The following is a 26,132-nucleotide window of genomic DNA, read 5'->3' as shown; positions in this document are numbered from 1 at the left end:
GTCAGCGCTTTTCCTTGATCTTGGCTGCCTTGCCGCGCAGATCGCGCAGGTAGTACAGCTTGGCGCGACGGACGTCACCGCGGGTGACGACGTCGATCTTGGCCAGGTTCGGGCTGTGCACCGGGAAGGTGCGCTCAACGCCGACGCCGAAGGACACCTTGCGCACGGTGAAGGTCTCGCGAACGCCGCCACCCTGGCGACGGATCACGACACCCTTGAACACCTGGACACGTTCCTTGGAGCCCTCGATGACCTTGACGTGGACGTCAAGGGTGTCGCCGGGGCCGAATTCGGGGATGTCGTCGCGGAGCGACTGCTTGTCGAGGAAGTCGAGGGTGTTCATCGTGGTTGATCCAATCTGGCGTATGCGCTGAACAGAGGAACCTGGCGGCCCCGCACATGTACCCCCCGACAGGTCGGGAATCATCTGTGAGGTTCGACCGGTTCGTGCTCCGAGTCGTTGGGTGCGCCCGGATCAGGTCCGTCCGGAGCTCTCCTCCGAGTCGAGACATCGTCTCCAGGCAACCCGACTATTGTGCCAGAGATACCCCGGTGGGGCGAAATCGCCGGTGGCGGCGGTGCCGGATGAACTGTCTGATTCAACCGGTCTTCGGTGGCCGCGCGCACGTGTGGCAGCACATCGGGCGTGCCGGCGATGAGATCCTGCACCAGGATCTTGGCTCGGACAAACGGTCGGCGCAAGGTGCGTTCGCGGGCAATGGCTCGCTCGAGCTTGCGGGTCCGGGACAGATACCGCCAACGCGCCCACGGCGAGGTCGGTCGCGCCAGGCGCAACACCCCGCCGATCAGCAGCGGCCAGGCGAACACTCCGATGACCCCGGTCCACACCTTTCCCTTGAGAACGACGAGCGCCGCCAACGCGAGATTCAGCGTGGCCGCCGCGACGTCGACGACGGCGGTTCGACCGACCCGCAGATCATCGAGAGCATCGAAATAGAGATCCAAGGGCCGGAAGCCCAGCAGGATCATGCCGGTCGCGGCCAGCGCGATGAAGACCGCGTCGACCGATGTGCGTCCCTCGTGTGACCAGTACACATCGCGCAGATAAAAGATCAGTGCGAACTCGTCGAGGATCAGGGCGGCGCCGACACCGAACAGCCCCGCCAACACCGTCATCACCGCTTGATCGCCACTGACTGCGAACGCGATCAGTCCGAGCCCCGACAGCAATGTCAGCACCACACCGAACACCATGTGATGGATGTGGGTATCGCCGGCGGTCACGTTCGAGAACCACCACCGCACGTCGGCGCGGATCAGGCGAACACTGATCCGAATCCCCACGAACCCGACGATCAGCCCGAAGAAGAACACCAGCAGGGGCAGCCGCCCACGATCGATGATGTCGTGGTTCAGCCAGTCCGAGGCCCCTCGGGTGAGCCAATCGTGCACATGCCCAGGCTAGCCCGCATAGCGGATCAGCACGCTGCGCACGGCGGCCGGACCGCGGCAGGCCACAGCCGCCTCGTAGGTGGCATCGCGCAGCCGATCACGAGCGGGTCGACCACCCCGATCCGCACCGATCACGTGCGCGACGCAGTTGAGCGCCCGCGCCTGGAAGAACGCTCGCTCCCGCGCCGCCTGGTCCCCTCGCCGCCGTGCGGCGAAGGCACGTTGCTCGTACTGCGAGAGCAGGCTGTTGATCTGGAGCGCACTGCTCGGCGCCACCGACCCGCGTTCCTTGAGTTCGGTGAGAGCCGCGGTCACCTCGGTGTCGTCGCCCGTATCGACGGCCGACATCACCGTGATGGCCAGAGAATACAAGCACGGTGAGAGGTCGTCGGCTCCGACGCGATCCACCAGGTCGGCAAGTCCCGCGTCCAGGCGGTCGACGCGGTGACTCACGGTTGGTCCAGCTGCGAATCGTCGGCGAAGTCCGATCCGACGTCGTCGGAGCCATGCGCGTCTGGTGCGAACAGTTGGGTGTCCGTGTCGGCCAGGGACGCCACGGTCGCAGCATCCATGGGGGTCGCGGCGGCGATCGCCTGGCACCGGATGCCGTGGCGGGCCATGTGGTCGACGATGGCGAGCTCGGCGGCCTGCCCGTCACCGACCAGAGTCTCGGCCGCGCCGATGCCGACTCCGTCGCGCTCGTAGGGATAGCACTCGTCAGTACCGACGACGAGTGTGCGGGCTCCGTCGGGACCGCGGCCGACGCCGACCGCCATCCGAACCGAACCGGTCACCGACGCCGGTAGCGCCGATTGCAGTGCCGCTGCGCGTCGCTGCAACCATTCGGCATCGGTCACGCTCATCTCCGAGGACTCGGCGCCGGCCGCGGCGGCGTGTGACCCCGCGAGCACCCCGGCCCCAGCGGCGATCGGCCCCAGCGCGGAGAACGGCATCATGCCGCTGGTGGCGGCGGGCGGGTGATCCCCACCGTGACGGCCGGCATCGGTCGCCTGGTCGGTGTAATCGTCGCCCGCCGCGGTCAGCGCCATCCGCCCGGCACCGGCCGCCACCACTCGCGCGGAATCGTCGCCGAGTGACGCCATCAGGTCCCCGCGCAACCGTTCACGATCGGCGACCGATGCGATCACCGTCATGTCGTTGTGCGTGGTGACCGTGGCTGCCGCGTAACGCTCCAGCGAGTCGGCGGCAGACTGCAGGCGCTCGGCGGTGCGGGCGAGCGCGGAGTCCGAGGAGGCCACGATGTCCCGATACCCCGCGTCGAGCCCTTCCCGGAACTGTCCGGACCCGCCCGAGCCTCGCCGATGGGCTGCATCCAGTTCGGCCACGACGGCGGCGAGCCGGGTTGCCAACCGGCGGCAGCGTGCTGCGGACTCGTACAGCGTCGCCACGTCGGCGGTCGGCCACCGACCGGGGGCGAGTTCGTCGGCCAGCGCCCGGATCTCCGGCGGTACCGGGAGCGCTACGACCCCGACGGTCACCGGGATTCCTTGGTGAGCCTCAGCGCGACATCGTGATCGGCGGCGTCGAGTTCACCGATGCCGCGGCGGATCAAATTTCGGTGACGTTCCAGCTCGGCGGCCGCCGATGCGGCCGCCCCCCGGATCTCGTGGGCCCGCGGTGCGAAGCCGGAGCGAAACGCCCGTGCGCCCTCGTCGACGCCGATCGCGGCATCGGCATCCCCGAGCACCGCATCGAGCTCATCCAGCAGACGGTCGACGTCCCGGTGGACAGCGCCCACCTGCTCGGCCAACTCGGTCAGCTCCGTGAGGTCGGCGTGAAGCCGGTTACCGCCGAATCCCGCGGCCGTTGCCTCGGTCATGTCTGCTGCCTCGGTCATGTCTGCTCCCCCGTCTGTCGCATTCATCGCCGACGATCCTCGCCGATCTCGGCATAGCCCGGTGATGGTTGGACGGCCGCGGACAGGATCTGGTTCCGCTGATCGTGCAGACGCTGGTCGGCCTCACTGACGAGCGAGGTGATCTGCGCCGACAATTGCTCGGCCCGGTACCGACGCATGGCGCGCGGATCGATGCTCAGATCCACCAACAGCCCGCGGGCGTCGACGGTGACCGACACCAACTTGTCGGCGCTCGTCGCGTGCGCCGTCACCCGTGCGACCGCCTCGCTCACACGGCTCAACTCGGCACGCTGACGTTCGAGTTCGTCGAGCATGGCCGACCATCGATCAGACATGAGCCCCCTCCCCGGTGCGATCGATCGTATCGGCAGCATCGACGGGGCGAGAACCGCCGTCGCACTCTGCGCCGTGTGTCGACCGTCCGGCGCCTCACCGGCCGTCGGTTCCGTCCTCGGCGGGCAGCAGGTCGGGACGCCGTTCCCGGGTGCGTTCGAGCGCCTGTTCGCGACGCCACGCCGCCACTTTGGCGTGGTCCCCGCTGAGCAGCACCTCGGGGACATCCAGGCCACGCCACGACACCGGCCGGGTGTAGCTCGGGCCTTCGAGTAGACCGTCGGAAAACGAATCCTCTTGGTGCGAACGAGGATTGCCCAGCACTCCGTCGAGCAGCCGGACGGTGGCCTCGATCATCGCCATGGCCGCCACCTCACCGCCGATCAGAACGAAATCCCCCAGCGACACCTCTTCGACGCGCACCCGGCGGGCCGCGTCGGCAAAGACCCGTTGGTCGATACCCTCATAGCGCCCGCAGGCGAACACGAGGTGGCGTTCGCGACTCCAACGCTCGGCCGTGTCCTGGGTGAAGGGCACGCCGGCCGGTGTCGGCACCACCAGCAGCGCGGCGTCGGGGCACACGTCGTCGAGACACGGTCCCCACACCTGCGGCTTCATCACCATGCCGGGACCGCCGCCGTACGGCGAATCATCGACACTGCGGTGGACGTCGTGGGTCCATTCACGCAGGTCGTGCACATCGACACTGATACGGCCGGCCTCGATGGCCTTGCCCAGTAGCGCAACGCGCAACGGGTCGAGGTAGTCGGGGAAAATGGAGACGACGTCGATCCGCATCGTCATCCTTCGGGGTCGTCGATCAGGCCCGGCGGCGGATCGATCGTGATGCCGTCCGTCGTCACCGACGGCACGATCTCGCGGACGAAGGGCACCAGCACCTCGCGATCGTCCGGAGTCCGCACGGCTAGCACATCGCTGCCCGGCAGGTGCAGGACGGAGGCGAGCACACCGACCTCGACGCCGTCGACGGTCGTGACGGGCAAGCCCTCGATCTCGTGGTCGTAGAACTCATCGGGATCATCCCCGGAATCGACCTCGGAACTGTCGATCACGAACAGCACCCCGCGCAGCGCATCGGCAGCAGTGCGGTCGGATGCCTCCGCCACCGACAGCAACAGCCGCCCGGCATGGTGCCGGGCGGCTGTCACGGTGAAATTCTGCTCGCCACCCCCGCGCGACAGCAGTCCACGCAGAACAGTGCCGGGAGCGAATCGTGCCGTCGGATCATCGGTGCGGATGTCGACGACGATCTCGCCGCGCACTCCGTGCGATTTGGCCACGCGGCCGATCACGAGATCCATCGCGCAGAAGTGTCGATCAGCGGTCGGTGTCGACGATGTCCACACGCATCCCGCGGCCACCGATGCCGCCGACGAGAGTGCGCAGGGCGGTAGCGGTGCGACCATTGCGGCCGATCACCTTGCCGAGATCCTCGGGATTGACGTGTACCTCGACCAGCCGGCCACGACGCCCGGTGATCATTTCGACACGGACGTCGTCAGGGTTGGCAACGATGCCACGGACGAGATGCTCGACCGCGTCGGCGACGACAGCGCTCACGCGTCACCCTGAGCGGCCGGGACCTGGTCGGCCGGAGCCTGGTCGGCAGGCGCCTCGGCCGGGCGCGCCTCTGCGGCCGCGGTGTCGGCGTCGGCCTTCTTGGCGGCCTTCTTCTTGGGAGTGGTGGCATCGGCGACCGGCTCGCTGTCCGCGGCGGCGAGCGCAGCGTTGAACAGATCCAGCTTCGACGCCTTCGGCTCCTTGGTCTTCAGGGTGCCCTCGGCGCCCGGCAGGCCCTTGAACTTCTGCCAATCACCGGTGACCTTGAGGATGGCCTCGACCGGTTCGGTCGGCTGGGCGCCGACGCCGAGCCAGTACTGGGCGCGCTCGGAGTCGACCTCGATCAGGCTCGGCTCTTCCTTCGGGTGGTACTTGCCGATGGTCTCGATCGCCCGGCCGTTGCGGCGGGTCCGAGAGTCGGCGACGACGATGCGGTATTGCGGGTTGCGGATCTTGCCGAGCCGCGTGAGCTTGATCTTGACAGCCATGTCTTCTCTTTCAGTGGTCACTGCGCAATTCAGCGGCCCGCCCGGAGCGACGGACCCGGTTTTGCGTTCTGTTTCGGTGTGACCGCCGGTCGGTACGTAACCGGTTCCGGCGAACCGACGTGCAATTCTGCCAGATGAGCGGGCCGGATCGGAAATCACGGGCCAAAGCCGCACCACTGACACGGGTGCGATTCACGGGGTAGCGGTGGAGTCTGTCGGTGGGGTCCGACATGTGGTTACCCACCCCGCTGAAGGTAACCACATGTCACGCAAACGATCGCTGAGCTTTTTCGCACCTCGGTCGACTCGGCGGCCTCCCCCGACCGTTACCCGAACCGTCGAACCGAATGCGGGCTCCGGCGTCGCGAACCCTGCTGCGCAGCGATTACTTTACCAGCCGGTAAGTTAGCACCACCAGCTCACACCGAGTGCATTACCTCACACGAATACGTCACACCAAAGGCTGCGACCTGCGATTGCTGTGAGCTACCGCTAGTGGACAGTTAGCCCCGAGCAAACGATCTCGGTGGGCCGTCGCAGCGTGGTCAGGTCGACGCGGGGATCCTCGGCGAGCACCAGGAAGTCGGCCGGGTCGCCTTCTTCGAGCACCCCAGCACCCAACCAGCGTCGAGGCGCGACCGATGCCGCGTACAACGCATCGCGCGCACCGAAGCCGACCGCGGCCATCGCGTCGATCTCGTCGACGATCCGACCGTGCTCGACGAAGCCGCCGGCGTCGGTGCCCGCGAACATCGCGACATCCGCCTCTCGCGCGGCGGCGAACACCGCACCGGCATTGTCGTAGAGCTTGCGCATGTTGGCCTGGTAGGTGGGAAACCGGTCGGCGCCGTCGGCGATACCCGGAAAGTTCTCCACCTGGATCAGCGTCGGGACCAACGCGATCGATCGCTCCACCATCGCATCCATCAGATCGGTGGTCAGCCCCGTACCGTGCTCGATGCAGTCCACACCGGCGGCGATCAGATCGGGCAGGGCATCGGCCCCGAACACATGCGCCGTGATGCGCGCGCCCTCGGCGTGGGCCGCGGCGACGGCGGCGTCGAGTTGCGCTCTGGTCCACAGCGGGGCGAGGTCGCCGACCTCCCGGTCGATCCAGTCGCCGACCAGCTTGACCCAGCCGTCGCCGTCGCGGGCCTGCCGGGTGACCTCGGCGGCCAGATCGTCGGGGTTCTCGAGGTCCACACCGTAGTCGCGCAGGTACCGCTTGGGCCGAGCGATGTGCTTGCCGGACCGGATGAACCGGGGGCAACTCGAGTCACCATCGAGCGGATGGGTGTCCAGCGGGGAACCGACCTCGCGGATCAGCAGGGTGCCCGCCCGCACGTCGGCATGCGCATACCGGCGGGCCTGCTCGATGGTCACGCCGAGTCCCGGTGCGATGCCGACATGGTTGTGCGCATCCACCAGACCCGGGATGATCCAGCCACCGTCGGCAGCCGTCTCGGCGCCGCGCACCGGCTCCCGGGTGATGAACCCGTCGACGACCCACAGGTCGATCTGTTCATCGGTGAACGGGTCGATGCCGCGGTAGTGACGAATGTCGCGGTCGGGCACGGCTTCGGTCACGTCGGCGGCCTCGTCACTTCTTCTTCGGGTTCTGGAACTGTGAGACGTCGATGCCTTCGAGCCCCGGCGGCAGTTCGTCGAGACCCGCCGGCATGTTGGACAGATCGGGGAACCCGCCCGGCATCCCGGGCATCCCGGCCATCCCGGGGAATCCACCCCGCACCTTCGGCGGTGTGGGCCCCCGACTCTTGCCCTTGCCCTTCTTGCCCTTGCCCTTCTTGCGGTTGTTCTTACGGCCGCCACCGACGCCCATTCCCATCCGGCCGGACATCTGCGCCATCATCTTGCGGGCCTCGAAGAAGCGGTCCACGAGTTGGTTGACCTCGCTGACCGTGACGCCGGAGCCATTGGCGATGCGCAGCCGCCGGGAGGCGTTGATGATCTTCGGGTTGTCGCGCTCGGCAGGCGTCATACCGCGGATGATCGCCTGCACCCGATCGAGCTGCTTGTCGTCGACCTGTGAGAGCGCGTCCTTCATCTGCCCGGCGCCCGGCAACATGCCCAAGATGTTGCCGATCGGCCCCATTTTGCGGATCATCAGCATCTGGTCGAGGAAGTCCTCGAGGGTGAGTTCACCCTGGGTGATCTTGGCGGCCGCGGCCTCGGCCTGCTGGGCATCCCAGTGCTGTTCGGCCTGCTCGATGAGCGACAGCACATCGCCCATGCCCAGGATGCGACTGGCCATCCGGTCGGGGTGGAAGACGTCGAAGTCGTCGAGCTTCTCCCCCGACGACGCGAACATGATCGGGCGCCCGGTGACCTCGCGCACCGACAGCGCCGCACCGCCGCGGGCGTCGCCGTCGAGTTTGGTGAGCACCACGCCGGTGAAGCCGACGCCGTCCTGGAATGCCTCGGCGGTGCTGACGGCGTCCTGACCGATCATGGCGTCGACGACGAACAGGACCTCGTCGGGTTCGGTGGCCTCCCGGATGTCGGAGGCCTGCCGCATCAGCTCCTCGTCGATACCGAGTCGACCTGCGGTGTCGATGACGACCACGTCGTAGTGCTGCGCCGTCGCCTCGGCCACACCATCACGAGCCACCGCGACAGGATCACCGGAACTGACCGTGCCCAGCTCACCGGTCTGTCCGATGCTGGTACCGGGGTCCGGTGCGAACACTTTGACGCCGGCACGTTCGCCGACGATCTGCAGCTGCGAGACCGCCCCGGGCCGCTGCAGGTCGCAGGCCACCAGCAACGGCTGATGCCCCTGCTTCTTGAGCCAGTTGCCGAGCTTGCCGGCCAACGTGGTCTTACCGGCACCCTGCAGGCCGGCGAGCATGATCACCGTCGGCGGCTTCTTCGCATACTCGATCCGACGGGTCTCCCCACCGAGGATGCCGACGAGTTCGTCGTTGACGATCTTGACGACCTGCTGCGCCGGATTCAGCGCTCCGGACACCTCCGCGCCCTTGGCACGTTCCTTGACCTTCGCGATGAAACCGCGCACCACCGGCAGCGAGACGTCGGCCTCCAGCAACGCCAGCCGGATCTCCCGGCAGGTGCGGTCGATGTCGGCGTCGGACAGCCGTCCTTTGCCGCGCAGGTCCTTGAGCGCACTGCCCAACCGATCGGAAAGCGAATCGAACATTCTTCTAGTCTTCCATGCTCGTCATGCGGCACTCCGGGTGTGGCCCCGACTCTTTGCCTGGCGGTCGCGCGTCAGCTGATGGGCACCCCGGACCGGGCGGTACCACCATAGGCGTCGGGACCGTTTCCGTCGTCGTCGGAACGCGGTTGGGGCGGTGGGCACACGGCGAGCACGTCGTCGGCGAGGGCGGTGCGGGCGGCTTCGCCGTCATCGGCGAGGTGCAGGCAGAACGTGTCGACCACGGTGCTGCCCAACGTGGTGACCTTGGCCCAGCGGACCTGCGCGCCGTGGCGTTCGATGACCGAGCTGACCCGACTCAACAACCCCAGTCTGTCGTCGGTGCGCAGCTCGAGGATCACCTCGCCGGGATCGGGGCCCGGATCGGGTCCCGTCGCCTCGGCATCGTGGTGCACCCACAGCACCCGCGGCGGCGCGACGGCGAACAATGCGGGCACCGCGTTCTTGGGGTGCCCGGCACCGTCGACGGCCGGATCGGTGCTGCCGGCCGACGTCGCGGCGCCCGGTGCCGACACCGAACCGATCGTCGGGATCGGCGACTCGGTCTCGCGGGCGTCGAGACGGGCCAGCACATCGATCTTGCCGTCCACCGCCGCCATCAGTTGTTGACGGATCAGCCCGGCCTCGGGTGGACTGCCGAACAGCGGCACCACCACGAAGGTGTTGACCGCGCTGCCCGCATGGCTCTGCACGGTCGCCGAGTGCGACCGCAACCCGTTCAGACTCAACACGCCGGCCATCTTCGACAGCAGGCCCGTCGCATCCGGGGCGACCATCGTGATGCGGAAGGTGTGCGGTCCGTCGGCCTGCTCGATGTCGACCGAGAAGCCGCCCGCCTCGGCGAGAGCGATCTGTTCGGAGGTGAGCGCATCGGGGCGGGCGAGTTCGTCACCGTCGATGAGGCGAAACGCCCGACGAACGAGGTCGTTGATCAACGACGCCTTCCACTCCCCCCACACACCGGGGCCGGTGGCCAGCGAGTCGGCCTCGGCCAACGCGGACAGCAATTCGAGCAGCGCCCGGTTGTATCCGAGTGTCTCCGCCACGAATTCGGCGGTGGCCGGGTCGTCCAGATCACGTCGGGTGGCGATGCTCGGGAGCAGCAGGTGATGTCGCACCATCTCCGAGAGCACCGTGACATCCTGCGGCCACAGCCCGAACCGGTTACCGATCTGGATCGCGAGGTCGGCGCCGACGATGCTGTGGTCGGCCCCGCGGCCCTTGCCGATGTCGTGCAGTAGCGCACCGAGCACCAGCAGATCGGGCCGCGACACCCGCGTGGTCATCGACCCGGCATGGGCGGCCGTCTCCACCAGATGCCGGTCCACGGTCCAGGTGTGAATCGCATCCCGCGGGGGAAGGTCTCGGACCGCACCCCATTCGGGCAGCAATCGACCCCACAACCCGGTGCGGTCGAGGGCCTCGATCGGGTCGACCATGTGGTGTCCGGCACCGAGCAACACCAGCAGATCGCTGAGTGCTTCGGCCGGCCACGGTTCACGCAGTTCCGGCGCGTAGTCGGCCAGTCGGCTCAGTGTCGACGCGCTGATCGGCAGACCCGTGCGCGCCGATGCCGACGCGACACGCAGGATCAGACCGGGGTCTTTACTCGGGATCGCGTTGCGCGCCAACACGATTTCCCCGTTGTGCTCCACCACCCCTTCGTCCAGGGGCCGTCGTATCGGCGACCGCCGTAGTTTCGCCAATCCACGGCGCGGCAAAGCGTTACCCGCGGTGCGCAAACCGACGTCGATGGAGTAGCTGATGGTGCGGGCGGCATCGCTGATCACCCGGGCGAGATCGAAACGGTCACCGATCCGCAGCGCCGCACCGATCTCGTCGGCATCCTGGGCACGCACCTGTTCGCGCGGTCGTCCGGCAATGCGGTGCAGCTCGGTGCGGATGTCCAGCAAACGCGCATACGCCACCTGCGGCCCTGCGCCCGGCGAATCCGGGCGCAGACTGGCCATGCCGTCGGTGAGTTGGGCGATCGCCAGCGCCCCCAGCAGTTGCACATCACGCAGACCGCCCCGGCCGTTCTTCAGGTCGGGCTCCGCGCGGTGCGCGATGTCACCGGCTCGTCGCCACCGGTCCTGCGCATGTGACACCACGGCCGGGAACCGATCGCGGATCTCGGTGCGCCACTGCTGGCGGACCCCACTGATCAACAGATTGGACAGGTCCTCATCGCCGGCGATGTGCCGGGCCTCGAGCAACCCCATTGCGGCGCTGACGTCTTCGGCCGCCACCTGCAACGCCTGTGGCACCGTTCGCACACTGTGGTCGAGCGCAATGTTGGCGTCCCACAACGGATACCAGAGCCCGTCGGCCACCTCGGCGACCTCGTCGTGCGGCATTCCGTCGTGCAGCAGGATCAGATCGAGATCGGAGAAGGGCAACAGCTCTCCGCGGCCGAGTCCGCCGACGGCGACGATGGCATACCCACTCTGTGGGCGCACACCGAGCTCGGCTCCCTTGCTGGTCAGCCAGAACTCGTGGAGATCGACAAGCACCTGTCGCAGGCCGGGGGCGTCGAGCTTGCCCGCCTGCCCCGACTGCAGGAGTTGCCGACGGGTCGCCGCGAGATCTGTTGCTGCCACGGAGTTCTTACACTTCCTTCGTGATGGACACGACCCCGCGCCTGAGTCGTCAGACGCGGGGTCGTGAGTCTTTTTCAAAGGGGCGGGTTGCCCCGGATCAGAGCGCGTCGCCGCCGCGCTCCCCGGTCCGAACTCGGACAACCGATTCGACCGGCGAGACCCACACCTTTCCGTCCCCGATCTTGCCCGTGCGCGCCGCCTCGACGATCACGTCGACGACCTTGTCGACGGCGGCGTCGTCCACGACCACCTCGACGCGGACCTTGGGAACGAAGTCCACCGAGTACTCGGCGCCGCGATAGACCTCGGTGTGGCCCTTCTGGCGGCCGTATCCCTGGACCTCACTGACGGTCATACCCAGGATTCCGGCCTGCTCGAGTCCTGCTTTGACGTCCTCGAGCGTGAACGGCTTCACGATTGCGGTGATCAGCTTCATCAGTTATCCCTCTCCACAGGAATCAGCGTATAGGCGAAAGTGCAGGGATTCATGCCAGTTCATAGGCCGTCTCCGCATGTTCTGCCTCGTCGATGCCGTTGTGCTCGTCCTCCTGGCCGATCTTCCAGCCGAGTGGTTTGAGCGCGAGGGCGATGATAGTGGTGAGGACACCGGTGAAGACGAGCGCGAAGGCCGCGATGACGATCTGCACGACGACCTGTTTGTAGTCGCCGCCCCAGAACAGGCCGACGTCCTTGGCGAGCAGGCCCACACCGACGGTGCCCCACAGGCCGGCGACGAGGTGCACGCCGACCACGTCGAGCGAGTCGTCGTAGCCGAACTTGTTCTTCAGACCGATGGCGAGGGCCGCCAGTGCACCGGCGATGACGCCGAGGATCAGCGAGCCGACCGGGGTCAGCGAGCCACAGGCCGGGGTGATCGCGACCAGACCGGCGACGATACCGGACGCGGCGCCCACGCTGGTGGCGTGCTTGTCGCGGATGATTTCCACCGCAAGCCAGCCGATGATCGCTGCGGCGGTGGCGGCGGTCGTGTTGACCCACACCAGGCCGGCGGTCATGTCGGCGGCCAGTTCCGAACCGGCGTTGAAGCCGAACCAGCCGAACCACAGCAGCGCTGCGCCGAGCATCACGAACGGGATGTTGTGCGGACGGTAGGCGGTACGGCCGAAGCCGGAGCGAGCGCCGACGATCAGGGCCAGGACCAACGCGGCCATACCGGCGTTGATGTGAACCACGGTGCCACCGGCGAAGTCGATCGGCGCCACGTTGGCCTCACCGTCGGTGCTGCCGAACATCCAAGCAGCGAAACCGTCTTCGCCGCCGCCCATGATGCCGCCGCCCCCGACGAGACCGCCCCACACCATGTGCGAGAGCGGGAAGTAGACGATCGTCGACCAGAGCACGGTGAAGATCAGCCAGGTCGAGAACTTCACGCGTTCGGCGAGCGCGCCGCTGATCAGGGCGACGGTGATGACCGCGAAGGTCAGCTGGAAGCCCAGGAACACGATGGCCGGGATGCTCATTCCGGCGGTCACGTACGTCGTCGCGTCCTCGGTACCCGCGGTGGCCGTCAGTTGGTCGGAACCGAACAGCGCGAACGGATTGGCGAAGATGCCGGCGATGTCACTGTTGCCGGTGATGCCGTCGGAGAACGACATCGAGAATCCCCACAACACGTAGACCACGCTGACCGTGGCCAGCGAGCCGAACGACATCATCATCATGTTCAGGACAGACTTGCCCCGAGCCAGCCCCCCGTAGAAAAAGGCGAGTCCGGGCGTCATCAGCAACACCAAACCCGCTGCGGCGAGCATCCACGCCGTATCACCGGGGTTGACTTCGCCAAAAACTTCTTCTGGCAGTGCCAAAACCACTTTGTGAAACCTCCCTCAAGTGCGCCGACGGCTCGACGCCTGCACAGAGACTCTGTCGGCAGACGGTTTCAGCTGTGGTGCCCTGAGGTTTCGGGCGTGTGAACCCGTGAACGTTTTATATTTCGTGCGCGTAACGGCCCTGGTCGCGCTTCAGCTGCTTCTCAGCCTCGCCGAAGGATGTCCGACGCCGCTTTTGTGTTGTCGGATCGCGACTGTGACTACAGCAAAGCGTCGACGAAGGCCTCCGGCTCGAACGGCGCGAGGTCGTCGGCGCCCTCGCCGAGGCCGACCAGTTTCACCGGCACACCGAGCTCCTCCTGGACGTGGAAGACGATGCCCCCCTTTGCGGTGCCGTCGAGTTTGGTCAACACCACGCCCGAGATGTCGACCACCTCGGCGAACACCCGGGCTTGGGTGAGCCCGTTCTGCCCGACGGTCGCGTCGAGCACCAGCAACACCTCGTCGACCGGCGCCTTCTTCTCGACGACGCGCTTGACCTTGCCGAGTTCGTCCATCAGCCCGGTCTTGGTGTGCAGTCGACCGGCGGTGTCGATCATGACCACGTCGACGCCGGTGTCGATGCCCTTGGCGACGGCGTCGAAGGCCACCGACGCCGGATCGGCCTGTTCCTTGCCGCGCACGACGTCGGCACCGACCCGCTCACCCCAGGTCTGCAGCTGGTCGGCGGCCGCGGCGCGGAAGGTGTCGGCGGCGCCGAGCAGCACCCGGCGGCCGTCGGCCACGAGCACTCGGGCGAGTTTGCCGGTGGTGGTGGTCTTGCCGGTGCCGTTGACCCCGACGACGAGGATGACGGCCGGTCCACCCGCATGCGGCAGCGCCCGCACCGATCGATCGAGTTCGGGCCAGAGCTGGTCGACAAGGACCCGGCGCAGTGTCGCGCGCGCCTCGTCGGCGGTGCGCACGTTGTTGGCGGCGAGTTCGGTGCGCAGACGCTCGACGACGGCCATCGTCGCGGTGGTGCCGAGGTCGGCCATCAGCAGCGTGTCCTCGATCTCCTCCCAGCTGTCCTCGTCGAGGTCGCCGGCACCGAGCAGTCCGAGCATGCTCTTGCCGATGGCGCCTTGCGACCGCGAGAGCCGGCCACGTAGTCGTCCGAGGCGTCCGGCGGTGGGCGCGATCTCCTCGACCGGGGCGGTGCTCGATGCCACGCCCGGCGCGGCTTCGGCAGGCGGTGCGGTGTCGGGTTCCGTATCGACCGGGATGGTGTCGGGCGCGGCGTCGGTGTCCGGCGCCGGCGCCTCGAACAGCTCGGCAGGCGACTCGGGAACCTCGATATCCTCGGGCGCCTCGACAGTCTCGGGCGTCGCGGCTGCGGCCTCGGGGCTGTGCGCGACGGTGTCCTCGACCCCCGTGTCAGCGCCGGCCGCGTCGTCGACCACGGTGTCCTCGGCCGGCAGCGCGACGTCCTGGATTCCGCGCTGGGCGGAGTCCCGCGGTACCGATGCGTCGTCGCCGACACCGGGCTGCCCATCGACCTCGGTGCGCTCGGTCGGCGCCTCCGGCGCCGCGGGGCCGGTGCCTGTCGGTGCCGCGGGAGCGGCCGGAGTCGTCGGCTCCGGCGGCTCGGCGAGCCCGACCCCGCCCGCGCCACCCTGGCTGAAGCTGAATCCCGACCCGGCCTTGTATCCGCCCGATTTGTCGACCTGACGGGTCGTGCCGTCGACCGCACCCTGCGATCCGGTGTCGTCCGACAGCGAGATCCGCCGGCGTCGCGACACCGCCACCCCGCCCGCGACGAGCGCGATGAGCACGATGACGGCGATGACGATGCCGATGATGATGGGGGTGTTCACTGGCGATTCGCTTTCCGTTGGTTGTCGGTCGGGTGGACGCCGCGACTATCCGGGCGCCTGGGTTTGTTGACTCACCGGGATGTCGACACCTCGCAGGCGCTGAGAGATCACCGCGGTGATCCCATCGCCACGCATGCTCACGCCGTACAGCGCGTCGGCGACCTCCATGGTCGGCTTCTGATGGGTGATGACTATCAGCTGCGAGCGCTCGCGCAGTTGCTCGAACAACGAGATCAGGCGACGCAGGTTGGTGTCGTCGAGGGCCGCCTCCACCTCGTCCATGACGTAGAAGGGCGAGGGCCGGGCGCGAAAGATCGCCACCAGCATCGCGACGGCGGTCAGCGACTTCTCGCCGCCGGACAGCAGCGACAGACGTTTGACCTTCTTGCCCGGTGGCCGTGCTTCCACTTCGATACCCGTCGTCAGCATGTCTCCCGGTTCGGTGAGTACGAGGCGTCCCTCACCGCCGGGGAACAGGGTACGGAACACCTCGGTGAACTCGCGTTCCACATCGGCGTAGGCCTCGGTGAACACCTGCAGGATGCGCGCATCCACCTCGTCGACCACCGCGAGCAGGTCGCGTCGCGCCGCCTTGACGTCCTCGAGTTGAGCCGACAGGAAGTTGTAGCGCTCTTCGAGTGCGGCGAACTCCTCGAGGGCGAGCGGATTCACCTTCCCCAGCGTGTTCAGGTCTTTCTGGGCTTTCTTCGCGCGCGCCTCCTGGGCCTTGCGATCGAAGGGCATCGGTGCGGGCGCGACCACCGACTCGCCGCGTTCCTTGGCTTGTTCGTACTCCTGCATCTCGAGGGCGGACGGAGGCATCGGGACCTCAGGGCCGTACTCGCCGATGAGATCGTCGGGTGCGATCGCGAACGATTCCAGGATCTGTTCCTCGAGCTGTTCGATCCTCAGCGCCGCCTGCGCGCGGGCCACCTCGTCGCGATGAACCGCGTCCTTGAGGCTGCCCAGCTGCGCGGTGAGGTCGTTGACCTGGCCTTTCAGGTCGTCGACAGCGGCGGTGCGTTCGATTCGCATCTGTTCGAGTTCGTCCCGGCCGGACTGTGCGGCCGCCACCGACACCTGCAGCCGGTCCGAGACGTCGCGCGCCGCGGCCGCGACGGCCTCGGCGACGGCTGCTGCCTGACGTCGGGCCCGATCCTGGCGTTCGGCCCGCACCCGCGCCTCGCGTTCGCGCACGGCCGCCCGACGCAAGGAATCGGCGCGTCCACGCACCGAGGCCAACCGTTCCTCGGCGGTGCGCAGCTGCAGCCGGGATTCCATCTCGGCCGCCCGGGCAGCGGCCACGGCCTCGGCGGCCGCGGCTCTCGGTTCCTCGTCCCCCACCTGGGCCGGCGCGGTCTCCGATTCGTCGCGGGCATACCGGAGGCGCTCTTCGAGTTGCCGCAGGTTCTCGACCATCTCGCTGCGGCCTTCTTCGGCCTTGGCGCGTTGCCGGGTGAGGCGGTCGGCCTCCGCGTGGGCGACCCGGATCTCGTGGCCCAGCCGCGCCATCTCCTCGTAGGTGCCGCCGACGTTGGCGTCGGACTCGTGCAATGCCGCGAGCGCCTCCTCAGCGGATTCGCGCCGGGTGACCTGCTCGGCGAGTGCGCCGTCGAGCGCGGCCTCGATCTCCTCGGACCGCCGGCGCGCCGCCACCAATTCCTCGGCGGCGATGTCGATCGACGACTGCACCTCGAGTGTGGACGGCCGGTGCGACGACCCGCCTTCCACCGATCCCGGGCCGATTCGGTCGCCGTCGCGGGTGACCGTGCGCAGTCGGTGGCGCTGGGCGATCTCGAGGCCCTGCTCTGCGGTGGCGACCACCACGGTGTCCCCCAGCACCAGTTCCACCGCGCCGCGGATCGAGTCCGGACACGACACGACCGTCGCCGCCCAGCGCGCCCCGGCCGGCAGCTCGATGTCGGGGGTTGGGCGCTGGCTCGGCAGACCCCCCAGGATCAGCGAGGCTCGCCCGCCGTCGCCGGATTTCAGTGCCGCAAGGGCGCTGACAGCGGCGAGCGCATCCACGGTCGCGATGGCGTCGACCGCGTTGCCCAGCGCTCCCGCGATCGCCGTCTCGTATCCGTTGTCCACGGTCAGCAGCTCCGACATCGGCGCGAGCAGGCCGTCGGGCGCGTGCTCGAGCAGCCAGGCACCGCCGTCGTTGCGTTCCAACCCGAGTTCGAGTGCCTCGATACGCGCGGTGAGCGATGCGATGCGCTGCTCGGTCTCGCGCTGCTCGGTCTGCAGCGACGCAACACGTTCGTTGGCCAGATTCAGCGCGGTGACCGAACGTTCGTGGTGTTCATCGAGCCCGTGCTCGGCAGCCTCGTATTCACCCAGGACGGTGGCCGTGGCGTCCTGGCGGGCCTGCGCGGCCTCGGCACGTTCGTTGGCCGCGGCGATGGCCGCCGTCAATCGGGCCGCCTCGGCATCCACCGACTCCGACCTGGTGCGCAGGTTGTCGACCTGACCTTCGAGTCGGGCCAGCCCTTCGCGCCGGTCGGCGATGGCTCGCACCGCGGCCATGTGGGCGCGTTCGGCCTCGGCTGCGGCCTCCTCGTGGCGCGCCAGTTCCTCCTGCGTCGCCTCGAGATACTCCGCGGCGGCGGTCACCGCCGCACCGAGCTCGGACTCCGTGGCGGCGGCCTGCTCGGCCTGCCGGTCGAGTTCCTCGGGATCGGGGCCGCTGCTGGTGGCGACGGGTTCGCTGAGATAGCGGGTGCGCTCGGCCGCGACGCGCGAAGTGGCGTCGACGCGTTCGGCCAGGGCCGACAACCGAAACCAGGTCTGGCCGGCCGCCGTGGCGGCGGGTGCGACCTCGGCCAGATGACGTTCATGCTCACCCAGTTCCTCGGTGGCCCGGTCGAGCAGTGCGGTCACCTCGTCCTGCTGGGCCCGCACCTCGTCCTCCACCGCGGTGTGTTCGGCCATCTCGGCGCGCCGGGTCACCAGGTCGTCGGCGGCCAACCGCAACCGGGCGTCACGCAGGTCGGCCTGCACCGTCTGCGCCCGGCGGGCGACCTCGGCCTGACGCCCCAACGGCTTGAGTTGGCGGCGCAGCTCGCCGGTCAGGTCGGTCAGGCGCGCCAGGTTGGCCTGCATCGAATCGAGTTTGCGGACCGCCTTCTCTTTGCGTTTGCGGTGTTTGAGGACGCCGGCGGCCTCCTCTATGAACGCTCGACGCTCCTCGGGCCGGGCCTCGAGGATCGCGGCGAGGCGGCCCTGTCCGACGATGACGTGCATCTCGCGGCCGATACCGGAGTCGCTGAGCAGTTCCTGCACGTCCATCAGGCGGCACGAGTTGCCGTTGATCTCGTATTCACCCGCGCCGTCGCGGAACATGCGCCGGGTGACCGACACCTCGGAGTACTCGATGGGCAGGGCCCCATCGGCGTTGTCGATGGTGAGGGTCACCTCGGCACGCCCCAGGGGCGGACGACCGGAGGTGCCGGCGAAGATGACGTCTTCCATCTTGCCGCCGCGCAGGGCCTTGGCACCTTGCTCGCCCATCACCCAGGTCAGGGCGTCGACGACGTTGGATTTGCCCGACCCGTTGGGGCCCACCACGCAGGTGATGCCGGGCTCGAAGCGCAGCGTCGTGGACGACGCAAACGACTTGAAGCCCTTCAGGGTCAGGCTCTTGAGGTGCACGACGGTACAGAATACTCACCATCGCGCGGTGGCGGCGCCAGCACGCGCACCCTGTGCAGAGTCGTCGGCACGCGGCTATTTCTCGACGAAACCCTGCAGGTCACCGCGTGGCGGGTCGACTCGTTCCACCACGACGTCGACCGACCCGGGTGTGTCGCCGGAACGCAACGCGGCGAGCAGAGCTTCGGTGTCGGCGCGGGAGCCCTCGGCGACCACCAGGACGCGGCCGTCGGCGAGGTTGGCGGCGTAACCGACCAGACCGAGTTCGAGCGCACGCGACCGGGTCCACCACCGGAAGCCCACACCCTGCACCAGTCCGTGGACGTGTGCGGTGAGCCGGACCGGGTCGTCGGCGTTGTCGGTCATCGCACTCAGTCCGTTTCGATACTCAGATTGACCGTCGCGCCGGCCTTGATGGTGCGGCCGACCGTGCAGACGGCGTCGACCGCCCGCTCGACCACCACCAGTAGTCGTTGCGCTGCGTCGGCGTCGAGTTCGGACAGGTCGATCTCGAGCACTTCGTCGAGGACGGGATACACCTCGTTCTCCCGATCGGCGGCGCCGCTCACGCGGACCGTGGCGTCGTAGTCATCGCCGAGGCGGCGCGACAGCGGCCGGTCCGACGACATGCCGGTGCATGCGGCGAGCGCGATCTTGAGCAACTCGCCGGGGGTGAAGACGCCGTCGACGTCCTCGGAACCGACCAGCACCTCGGCGCCGCGAGAACTGCGCCCGGTGTAGCGGCGCGTTCCGGTGCGTTCCACCCAGAGTTCGGTGTGGGGGCGTGCGGTGCTGCCATCGGTCTGGGACAGGTGTTGATCGGTGCTCATGGTCGCTTTCGTTCGCTTTTCGTTGACTGGGCTCTGATTCTCGTCGACTGGGCGCTGAACTTCGTCGACTGGGCGCTGCTTCTCGTCGAGTGGGCGGCAGACTCAGCGCTTACGTTGACACTTCGGACAGAAGTACGAGCTGCGGTTCATGAACTGCTCGCGCCGCATGATGGCGCCGCATCGTCGACACGGTTCACCGGCGCGACCGTAGGCGTTCAGCGAGCGCTCGAAGTACCCCGACTCCCCGTTGACGTTCACATACAGCGAGTCGAATGAGGTTCCGCCGACGACGAGCGCGTCACCCATGACATCGCTGACCGACGCGAGCAGGTCGATCACCTTCGCCCGGCTGAGCCCGTCGGTCAGCCGGGTGCCGTGGACCCGGCTGCGCCACAACGCCTCGTCGGCGTAGATGTTGCCGACGCCGGAGATCACCGTCTGGTCCAGCAGGGCCCGTTTGATCTTGGTGTGCCGCGACCGGATGACGGCGGTCACTCGGGCGGCATCGAAGGTCGGATCGAATGGGTCCGGGGCGATGTGCGCGATCGATTCCGGCAGCCACCGACCGAGTTCGTCGGGGGTGTCGACGTATTCGTCGACATGCCAGCCGCCGAAGGTGCGTTGGTCGACGAACCGCAGCTCGTTGCCGTCATCGAGTGTCGCCCGGATGCGCAGGTGAATGTGGTCCTCGGCACCGGCTGGGCTGATGAGCATCTGACCGCTCATGCCGAGGTGAACGACGAGCGGAAAGCTGTCGGCCGAATCGGCCATGTCGAGCCACAGATACTTTCCGCGGCGATGCACGCCGGCCACCCGCGTACCGGTCAACCGCCCGACCAGGTCCGCACCACCGCCGACGTGACGTCGGGCCGACCGCGGGTGTAGCACGTCGACCGACGTGATGATTCGGCGCTCGACGTGATCGGCCAGACCGCGCCGCACGGTCTCCACTTCAGGAAGTTCGGGCACGTCCGGGTCCGGTCAGTTCGCGGCGGCGCGGTCGGTGAGCGCCTGCCAGGCCAAGGCGGCGGCCTTCTGCTCGGCCTCCTTCTTGGTACGCCCACTCCCCTCACCCAGACTCTCGCCGGCCACCACCGCGACTGCGGTGAACTCTTTGTTGTGGTCGGGACCGGTCGAGGTGATCTGATAGTGCGGCGGCCCGTAGCCACCCTCCGCCGAGAGCTCCTGCAGCGATGTCTTCCAGTCCAGACCGGCGCCGAGATGCCCTGCGTGGCCGATGATCTCGTCGAACAATCCGAGAATGATGTCCTTGCACACGGCGAGACCGTGTTCCAGGTACAACGCACCGAAGACCGACTCGAGGCCGTCGGCGAGGATGCTGTCTTTGTTGCGGCCACCGGTGAGTTCCTCACCACGCCCGAGGTAGAGGTGACGCCCGAGGCCCCCGTCGCCGAGCCCACGGGCCACTTCGGCGAGCGCGTGCATGTTGACCACGCTGGCCCGGATCTTGGCCAGTTCGCCCTCGGATCGATCCGGGTACCGCAGGTAGAGCCGTTCGGTGATGATCACCCCCAACACCGAGTCACCGAGGAATTCCAAGCGCTCGTTGGTGGGTAGCCCGCCGTTCTCGTAGGCGTAGGAACGGTGAGTCAGCGCCAACACCAACAGTTCGGTGGACAGTTGCGCGTGCAGCGCCCGGAGCAGATCGGCAAATCGTTCCTGCGCCGGATCATCAGGTGGTGACGCGGGCGTCTGGTCGGTCACGTCGTTGTCGCCGGCCACGTCTGGGTCAGTCACCACCTTTGTCCTTCGGTGTCTCCCGGCCCTGCGGTGAGGCGTCGCCGGGCGCGCCGAACTTGTCACGCAACGCCGCCCATCGGGGATCGATCTGTTCGTGCGCGTGTCCCGGTTCGGCGACGGCGAGTCGGACGCCGCATTCGGGGCAGAGGCCCTCGCAATCCTCCGAACACAACGGCGACATGGGCAATTCGAGGGCGACGGCGTCGATGATCGACTGCTCGAGGTCGAGCCGGTCATCGACGAGTCGGTGCACGTCGTCGGCGTCGGTGGTCTGTTCGGTCTCGCTGTCGGGGTAGGCGAACAATTCGGTGAGGAACACCGTGACGGTGCCGTCGACCGGCTCCAGACACCGTGAGCACTGACCTTCGGTCTCACCGCTCACCGTGCCGGTGACCAGCACGCCCTCGGTGACCGCCTCCAGCCGCAGATCGAGGTCGACCTCGGAACCGGCGGGAATCGCGATCATGTCCAGTCCGATGCGTTCCGGCGCGACGACGGTCCGATGCACCTCCGACATAGACCCCGCTCGACGTCCCAGCGAACGGACGTCGAGCACGAACGGGTCGGCCTGTTTGCCGCCGGAGTTCGCCCCGTCAGACGCGACACTCCGGCTCATTGCTCGATCTGCCACAGTTGCACGATACGCCCGACCTGCGGACTCTTCGAACGGTCCCGGCCCTACGCTCAGACGGCCAGCGGTGAGCCCTGATTGTCGACGCGATCGTGGGTCTGCGATGCACCGCGCGGCGCAGGCGGTTCGTCGACGCTGCGCGGGTATTCGACGTAGTCGTGCATCCCCGCGCCGGTCCGCAACTGGTGCCGTCCCCGATTGACCGACCGCAAGGTGCCGGTGAGGATCTCCTCGAACTGGGCCAGCTTCTCGTCGACGTAGACGTCGCAGTCCCCGCGGAGCCGGTCGGCCTCGGCATGGGCGGCGTCGATGATCCGCTCGGCCTCCGACTTCGCGGCGGCCACCACTTCCGCCTCGGACACCAGGCGCTGCTGCTCGGCGATGCCGTCGGCTACGGACTTGTCGTAGGTGTTGTTCGCGGAGTCGATGGTGCGCTGGGCCTCGGCCCGGGCGCGACCGGTGACCGCTTCGAATTCACGTGCCGCACTCGTCGACAGCCGATGCGCGTCGGCGGTGGCCTCTTCGACCATCTGACGGCCGTGCGCGCCGGCCTCGTCGACCATCCGGTCGGCCTGGGCCTTCGCTTCGGACAGGATGCGGTCTGCCTCCGCACGTGCGTGTGCGATCACCGCCTCGGACTCCGAGTCGGCCTTGCCGATCACGGTCTCGGCGTGCTCGCGGGCGTTGCCGACCAGCGAGTCGCGCTGATCGAGCACATCCTGGGCGTCGTCGAGTTCACCCGGGATCGAATCCTTGATGTCGTCGATGAGCTCGAGGACGTCCCCTCGTGGCACGACGCAACCCGCGGTCATCGGGACGCTTCGCGCTTCCTCGACGATGGCGGCGAGTTCGTCGAGCGCTTCAAAAACCCGGTACACAGCTACCCCAATCCGGCTGGTCGCCTTCGGTTGGCATGAAACAACTGTGACTATTGTGCCGAATGGTGCGTCTGTGATTAGTGAGGCGGACGGGGCGTGTCGCGCGGGACAGTCGCGCGGGACAGTTAGGTCAGATCCGCTGCTCCCCCGCCAACCGCGCCTGCAGTCGCTCGTGGATCGCCGGCGACAAGAAGGGCGTGATGTCCCCGCCGAGCTTGGCCACCTCCTTGACCAGCGAGCTCGACACATGCGCGTAGCGCGGATCGGTGAGCAGAAACATGGACTCGACGTCGGCGAGCTCGCGGTTCATCTGCGCCATCGGCACCTCGTAGTCGAAGTCGGTGCCCGAGCGCAGCCCCTTCACTATCGTGTCGATGTTTTCCCGACGCAGGTAGTCGACCAGCAGGCCGGTCCAGCGGTCGACACGCACGTTGGCCAGATCGGCGCAGTCCTCGCGGATCAGGGCGATGCGTTCGTCGACGTCGAACATGCCCTTCTTGTTCGGGTTGACCACCACGGTGACGACCAGCGAGTCGAAGCGGGCGGCGGCACGCTCGACGATGTAGCGGTGACCGACGGTGAACGGGTCGAAGGAGCCGGGGAAGACAGCTGAGGTCATGACCGAAATCTACGCGAGGGCCGACCGGCCGAACTCCTCGACGGTCAGGGGGCGTCGAGGAACTCGGCGGCCAGCCGCGCCATCAGTTCGGCCGTAGGGCCGGCCACCACCGACCGCCAGCCGGTACCGGCCCACAGGTTGATGTCGTCGGCCACCCCGGCCGCGGCCGCCGCGGCCCGAATCGGCTTGGTCATGTGATGGACCTGTGGATACACCGCCGGCGCGTCCGGATGCCGGTCGGCGAAGCCATTACGTAGCGACCGCGCCGATCGGCCGGAGAAGGCGCGCGTCACGACCGTGTCGAGGTAGGTCTGTTCCAGCAGAGCCCGCCGATGCGCCGAACCCGTACCCGCCTCGTCGGTGCACAGGAAGGCGGTGCCCAATTGTGCACCGACCGCACCCAGGGCGAGCATCGACCGGACTCCGGCGCCATCGGAAACCCCTCCGGCCGCGACGACCGGCACCTGCGCGGATACGACCGTCGTGTCGGCACAGATCGCCCGGACGAGTTCGGCGGTGGGTGTCGCCGGGCCGCCGGCCGGCAGCGCCGGATCGTCGAACCACAGACCACGATGGCCGCCGGCCTCGATGCCCTGCGCGATGAGCGCGTCGGCACCCGAGAGCACCGCTGCGCGCGCCTCGGCCACCGAGGTGACCGTGACCGCGACCGGCGCGCCGATGTCGGTGTGGACCCGCTCGACCAGCGCCGCTTCCGGGTCGCCGAAGGTGACACTCACCAGAGCCGGATGGTGTCGGGACAACACCTCGAGCTTCTCCTCGACCGCCTCGTCGGTGAAACGGGGTTCGCCCACGTCGGCACCGTGCCGGCTCGCCTCGACCGCCAACGTCCGGCGATACGCCTCTACCGCCCCTCGCTGCCGGGCACCGTCCGGACCGGCGCAGCGGTCGACCCCGGAGAGAAAGAGATTGACGCCGTAGAGCCACGGGCCACGCGACTCGACATCGGCCACCAGATCCTCGAGGGCCTCGGCGGTGAGGTAGCCCGCCGCGAGCATGCCGAGTCCGCCGGCTCGCCCGACTGCCGCGACAAGAGCGGGCGTGGTGGGGCCACCCGCCATGGGTGCACAGATGATGGGCAGCGCGGTCTCCAGCGCACCGATGCGCATCGCCGGGTCAGCGCTCGCCGGTCTCATCTCGGCACTCCTCGCAGCCACCCCCGGCGCCGCCACACTCTTCTCGTCCGGATCGGTCAAGAACCGCCACCTCCACACGTGTGTCGCCATAGCTCTTGTGCACCAGCACTGTGAACTCGTCGGGCCAGTGTGTCTGGGGCGCACGGACGGCACGTTCGACGACCACGATGCCGCCCACCACCATCCAGTGTGCGCTCAGCGCGGCGAGGTCACCGGACATGGCCTCGTTGTCGAGGTGGTACGGCGGGTCGAGGAACGCCACATCCACGTCGCCGCCACCGCCCGCCGCCAGGTGGGCAGAGACGGATCGGGTGATGACCGACACACGCTCGGCCACGCCACACGTGCGGACGTTTGCCGCGATCACCGTGGTGGCCCGGCGGCGCGAATCCACGAAGGTGGCGCGCGCCGCGCCGCGCGACAACGCCTCCAGCCCCAGCGCACCGGAGCCGGCGTAGAGGTCCACCACAGATGCGTCGTCCAGTTCGGTCCGCGCAAGCAGGATGTTGAAGATCGCCTCGCGGACCCGATCCGAGGTCGGCCGGGTGCCGCTGTCGGGTACCGCCAGTCTGCGTCCGCGCAGTTCACCCGCAATTATTCTGGTCATCGTCCACCATTGTGCGGTACGGCTGGTGCGGAGTAGCCACCCCTTGTCCCATCTAAGTCCAGGTCGTGCAATAGTTTGTGATGCACTTCACAAACAGTGGCTGAGCAGGGGATTATGCGGGCTTTCGGTGTCCGATTTCTGAGGACGGGTGACTTCAGGTAACCGCGTTGTTAACGTCGAAAGCGTCATGAGCCCGCTCCAAACAAGTACGGCCCCAACCACTGCCCTTGCTGTCGATTACCGGCAGCCCACCGCCGACGACGGCGAACGATTGTGGGAAATCGCCTCGGACTCAAAGGTTCTCGACGTCAACTCGAGTTACTCCTACGTCCTGTGGTGCCATGATTTCTCCTCGACATCGATCGTCGCCGAGGTCGATGGGCGCCCGGTCGGATTCGTCACCGGCTATCGACGCCAGACCGACCCGTCCACCCTCATGGTGTGGCAGGTCGCCGTCGACGACTCCTGCCGCGGCCACGGTATCGCCGGCACCATGCTGCATCGCCTGTTCGACCGCTGTCAGCGGTCGGGTGTGGTCGCGATGCACACCACGATCAGTCCGGACAATGTCGCATCGCAGCGATTGTTCGAATCAGTCGCGAACGCTCGCGGCCTGCGCTTCGAGCGTCGTGATCTGTTTGCCGCCGATCAGTTTCCGGACGCGCACGAGCCCGAGGATCTCTACCTCCTCGAGCCCGAGCTCGTTGAACCCTGATCATTCCTGTCCACACGTCTCAATTCACAACTGAGTCTTTTCACAACTGAGCACTTGACCATCTCACCGGCAGTTGCGCCGACATCAGCGATGTCGGCGCACTCCGTGTGCGACCAGGTCGCAATTTCAATCGTCAATAAGTAAAGG

The 26,132-nt window shown here is 67.7% G+C and carries 27 protein-coding genes; 1 reads left to right on the top strand and 26 read right to left on the bottom strand.

Features of this window, described 5'->3' with window-relative positions:
* Position 1: 1 nt before the first annotated feature.
* The 26 genes from rplS to rsmD all read right to left on the bottom strand — a co-directional run bounded on the left by rplS (position 2) and on the right by rsmD (position 25,270).
* Positions 2-343 carry a 50S ribosomal protein L19 gene (gene rplS, locus ACIGKQ_RS04510; protein WP_235722285.1) on the bottom strand — a complete coding sequence of 114 codons (342 nt, stop codon included), beginning with the start codon at positions 341-343 and terminating at the stop codon, positions 2-4.
* A gap of 80 nt (positions 344-423) precedes the next feature.
* Positions 424-1,413 (bottom strand): hypothetical protein, encoded by a 990-nt coding sequence (locus ACIGKQ_RS04505; protein ID WP_396572502.1) that lies wholly within the window; start codon positions 1,411-1,413, stop codon positions 424-426.
* A gap of 9 nt (positions 1,414-1,422) precedes the next feature.
* Positions 1,423-1,866 (bottom strand): hypothetical protein, encoded by a 444-nt coding sequence (locus ACIGKQ_RS04500; protein ID WP_235722287.1) that lies wholly within the window; start codon positions 1,864-1,866, stop codon positions 1,423-1,425.
* A complete protein-coding gene (locus tag ACIGKQ_RS04495) occupies positions 1,863-2,912 on the bottom strand; it encodes a hypothetical protein (protein WP_235722288.1) in 1,050 nt (349 codons plus the stop codon). Before ACIGKQ_RS04495 ends, ACIGKQ_RS04500 begins: the two co-directional genes overlap by 4 nt.
* Positions 2,909-3,271 (bottom strand): hypothetical protein, encoded by a 363-nt coding sequence (locus tag ACIGKQ_RS04490; RefSeq protein WP_287015627.1) that lies wholly within the window; start codon positions 3,269-3,271, stop codon positions 2,909-2,911. Before ACIGKQ_RS04490 ends, ACIGKQ_RS04495 begins: the two co-directional genes overlap by 4 nt.
* 23 nt (positions 3,272-3,294) lie before the next feature.
* Entirely contained in the window at positions 3,295-3,627 is a 333-nt protein-coding gene (locus ACIGKQ_RS04485; protein ID WP_235722290.1) for a YbaB/EbfC family nucleoid-associated protein, read from the bottom strand.
* Between the two features lie 94 nt (positions 3,628-3,721).
* Entirely contained in the window at positions 3,722-4,423 is a 702-nt protein-coding gene (trmD, locus tag ACIGKQ_RS04480) for a tRNA (guanosine(37)-N1)-methyltransferase TrmD (protein ID WP_235722291.1), read from the bottom strand.
* 2 nt (positions 4,424-4,425) lie between these two features.
* Complete coding sequence (gene rimM, locus ACIGKQ_RS04475; protein WP_235722292.1) at positions 4,426-4,947, bottom strand: ribosome maturation factor RimM; 522 nt, start codon at positions 4,945-4,947, stop codon at positions 4,426-4,428.
* 16 nt (positions 4,948-4,963) lie between these two features.
* The gene (locus ACIGKQ_RS04470) at positions 4,964-5,206 is read right to left on the bottom strand and encodes an RNA-binding protein (RefSeq protein ID WP_235722293.1); all 243 of its coding nucleotides are present in this window, start codon (positions 5,204-5,206) and stop codon (positions 4,964-4,966) included.
* Positions 5,203-5,694 (bottom strand): 30S ribosomal protein S16, encoded by a 492-nt coding sequence (gene rpsP / locus ACIGKQ_RS04465; RefSeq protein WP_235722294.1) that lies wholly within the window; start codon positions 5,692-5,694, stop codon positions 5,203-5,205. Before rpsP ends, ACIGKQ_RS04470 begins: the two co-directional genes overlap by 4 nt.
* Positions 5,695-6,186: 492 nt before the next feature.
* Positions 6,187-7,281 carry an amidohydrolase family protein gene (locus tag ACIGKQ_RS04460; RefSeq protein WP_396572498.1) on the bottom strand — a complete coding sequence of 365 codons (1,095 nt, stop codon included), beginning with the start codon at positions 7,279-7,281 and terminating at the stop codon, positions 6,187-6,189.
* Positions 7,282-7,294: 13 nt separating this feature from the next.
* On the bottom strand, positions 7,295-8,872 hold the full coding sequence (ffh, locus tag ACIGKQ_RS04455) for a signal recognition particle protein (RefSeq protein WP_235722296.1): 1,578 nt from the start codon (positions 8,870-8,872) through the stop codon (positions 7,295-7,297).
* 71 nt (positions 8,873-8,943) lie between these two features.
* Positions 8,944-11,568, bottom strand: coding sequence for a [protein-PII] uridylyltransferase (locus ACIGKQ_RS04450; protein ID WP_396572496.1), 2,625 nt, complete (start codon positions 11,566-11,568; stop codon positions 8,944-8,946).
* Between the two features lie 19 nt (positions 11,569-11,587).
* A complete protein-coding gene (locus ACIGKQ_RS04445) occupies positions 11,588-11,926 on the bottom strand; it encodes a P-II family nitrogen regulator (protein WP_004572306.1) in 339 nt (112 codons plus the stop codon).
* A gap of 49 nt (positions 11,927-11,975) precedes the next feature.
* The gene (locus ACIGKQ_RS04440; protein ID WP_235722298.1) at positions 11,976-13,322 is read right to left on the bottom strand and encodes an ammonium transporter; all 1,347 of its coding nucleotides are present in this window, start codon (positions 13,320-13,322) and stop codon (positions 11,976-11,978) included.
* Positions 13,323-13,540: 218 nt separating this feature from the next.
* Positions 13,541-15,136 carry a signal recognition particle-docking protein FtsY gene (gene ftsY / locus ACIGKQ_RS04435; RefSeq protein WP_396572495.1) on the bottom strand — a complete coding sequence of 532 codons (1,596 nt, stop codon included), beginning with the start codon at positions 15,134-15,136 and terminating at the stop codon, positions 13,541-13,543.
* 45 nt (positions 15,137-15,181) lie between these two features.
* Positions 15,182-18,790, bottom strand: a complete 3,609-nt coding sequence (smc, locus tag ACIGKQ_RS04430; RefSeq protein WP_396572493.1) for a chromosome segregation protein SMC — start codon at positions 18,788-18,790, stop codon at positions 15,182-15,184.
* Between the two features lie 75 nt (positions 18,791-18,865).
* Positions 18,866-19,156, bottom strand: coding sequence for an acylphosphatase (locus tag ACIGKQ_RS04425; protein ID WP_287015635.1), 291 nt, complete (start codon positions 19,154-19,156; stop codon positions 18,866-18,868).
* Positions 19,157-19,161: 5 nt separating this feature from the next.
* Positions 19,162-19,620, bottom strand: a complete 459-nt coding sequence (locus ACIGKQ_RS04420) for an OsmC family protein (RefSeq protein WP_235722302.1) — start codon at positions 19,618-19,620, stop codon at positions 19,162-19,164.
* Between the two features lie 102 nt (positions 19,621-19,722).
* Positions 19,723-20,589: a bifunctional DNA-formamidopyrimidine glycosylase/DNA-(apurinic or apyrimidinic site) lyase gene (mutM, locus tag ACIGKQ_RS04415; protein ID WP_396572490.1), complete on the bottom strand. Its 867-nt coding sequence runs from the start codon at positions 20,587-20,589 to the stop codon at positions 19,723-19,725.
* Positions 20,590-20,601: 12 nt separating this feature from the next.
* Positions 20,602-21,285 (bottom strand): ribonuclease III, encoded by a 684-nt coding sequence (gene rnc / locus ACIGKQ_RS04410; RefSeq protein ID WP_235722389.1) that lies wholly within the window; start codon positions 21,283-21,285, stop codon positions 20,602-20,604.
* Positions 21,286-21,370: 85 nt separating this feature from the next.
* The gene (locus ACIGKQ_RS04405) at positions 21,371-21,997 is read right to left on the bottom strand and encodes a DUF177 domain-containing protein (RefSeq protein ID WP_287015660.1); all 627 of its coding nucleotides are present in this window, start codon (positions 21,995-21,997) and stop codon (positions 21,371-21,373) included.
* Positions 21,998-22,065: 68 nt separating this feature from the next.
* On the bottom strand, positions 22,066-22,890 hold the full coding sequence (locus ACIGKQ_RS04400) for a DivIVA domain-containing protein (protein ID WP_235722304.1): 825 nt from the start codon (positions 22,888-22,890) through the stop codon (positions 22,066-22,068).
* A gap of 130 nt (positions 22,891-23,020) precedes the next feature.
* Positions 23,021-23,509, bottom strand: a complete 489-nt coding sequence (gene coaD, locus ACIGKQ_RS04395) for a pantetheine-phosphate adenylyltransferase (protein WP_287015637.1) — start codon at positions 23,507-23,509, stop codon at positions 23,021-23,023.
* Positions 23,510-23,553: 44 nt separating this feature from the next.
* Positions 23,554-24,663 (bottom strand): nitronate monooxygenase family protein, encoded by a 1,110-nt coding sequence (locus ACIGKQ_RS04390; protein ID WP_287015638.1) that lies wholly within the window; start codon positions 24,661-24,663, stop codon positions 23,554-23,556.
* Complete coding sequence (rsmD, locus tag ACIGKQ_RS04385) at positions 24,644-25,270, bottom strand: 16S rRNA (guanine(966)-N(2))-methyltransferase RsmD (protein WP_396572488.1); 627 nt, start codon at positions 25,268-25,270, stop codon at positions 24,644-24,646. Before rsmD ends, ACIGKQ_RS04390 begins: the two co-directional genes overlap by 20 nt.
* Before the next feature lie 187 nt (positions 25,271-25,457).
* Between rsmD and ectA the strand changes: the two genes are divergently transcribed.
* On the top strand, positions 25,458-25,985 hold the full coding sequence (gene ectA, locus ACIGKQ_RS04380) for a diaminobutyrate acetyltransferase (protein ID WP_235722308.1): 528 nt from the start codon (positions 25,458-25,460) through the stop codon (positions 25,983-25,985).
* Positions 25,986-26,132: the final 147 nt, after the last annotated feature.

The sequence above is a fragment of the Gordonia sp. NPDC062954 genome (genome assembly GCF_044543825.1).
In the GTDB taxonomy this organism is placed as follows: Bacteria; Actinomycetota; Actinomycetes; order Mycobacteriales; family Mycobacteriaceae; genus Gordonia; species Gordonia tangerina.
This window is presented reverse-complemented; position numbering and strand designations above follow the sequence as displayed.

Excerpts from the sequence above, each read along its gene's own strand:
- ectA (WP_235722308.1), top strand. The coding sequence starts at position 25,458 with ATGAGCCCGCTCCAAACAAGTACGGCCCCAACCACTGCCCTTGCTGTC.
- ACIGKQ_RS04405 (WP_287015660.1), bottom strand. The coding sequence starts at position 21,997 with ATGAGCCGGAGTGTCGCGTCTGACGGGGCGAACTCCGGCGGCAAACAG.
- ACIGKQ_RS04445 (WP_004572306.1), bottom strand. The coding sequence starts at position 11,926 with ATGAAGCTGATCACCGCAATCGTGAAGCCGTTCACGCTCGAGGACGTC.
- ACIGKQ_RS04490 (WP_287015627.1), bottom strand. The coding sequence starts at position 3,271 with ATGACCGAGGCAGCAGACATGACCGAGGCAACGGCCGCGGGATTCGGC.
- ACIGKQ_RS04420 (WP_235722302.1), bottom strand. The coding sequence starts at position 19,620 with ATGAGCACCGATCAACACCTGTCCCAGACCGATGGCAGCACCGCACGC.
- rsmD (WP_396572488.1), bottom strand. The coding sequence starts at position 25,270 with ATGACCAGAATAATTGCGGGTGAACTGCGCGGACGCAGACTGGCGGTA.
- ffh (WP_235722296.1), bottom strand. The coding sequence starts at position 8,872 with ATGTTCGATTCGCTTTCCGATCGGTTGGGCAGTGCGCTCAAGGACCTG.
- rplS (WP_235722285.1), bottom strand. The coding sequence starts at position 343 with ATGAACACCCTCGACTTCCTCGACAAGCAGTCGCTCCGCGACGACATC.
- rimM (WP_235722292.1), bottom strand. The coding sequence starts at position 4,947 with ATGGATCTCGTGATCGGCCGCGTGGCCAAATCGCACGGAGTGCGCGGC.
- ACIGKQ_RS04425 (WP_287015635.1), bottom strand. The coding sequence starts at position 19,156 with ATGACCGACAACGCCGACGACCCGGTCCGGCTCACCGCACACGTCCAC.
- ACIGKQ_RS04485 (WP_235722290.1), bottom strand. The coding sequence starts at position 3,627 with ATGTCTGATCGATGGTCGGCCATGCTCGACGAACTCGAACGTCAGCGT.
- coaD (WP_287015637.1), bottom strand. The coding sequence starts at position 23,509 with ATGACCTCAGCTGTCTTCCCCGGCTCCTTCGACCCGTTCACCGTCGGT.
- rpsP (WP_235722294.1), bottom strand. The coding sequence starts at position 5,694 with ATGGCTGTCAAGATCAAGCTCACGCGGCTCGGCAAGATCCGCAACCCG.
- ACIGKQ_RS04390 (WP_287015638.1), bottom strand. The coding sequence starts at position 24,663 with ATGAGACCGGCGAGCGCTGACCCGGCGATGCGCATCGGTGCGCTGGAG.
- trmD (WP_235722291.1), bottom strand. The coding sequence starts at position 4,423 with ATGCGGATCGACGTCGTCTCCATTTTCCCCGACTACCTCGACCCGTTG.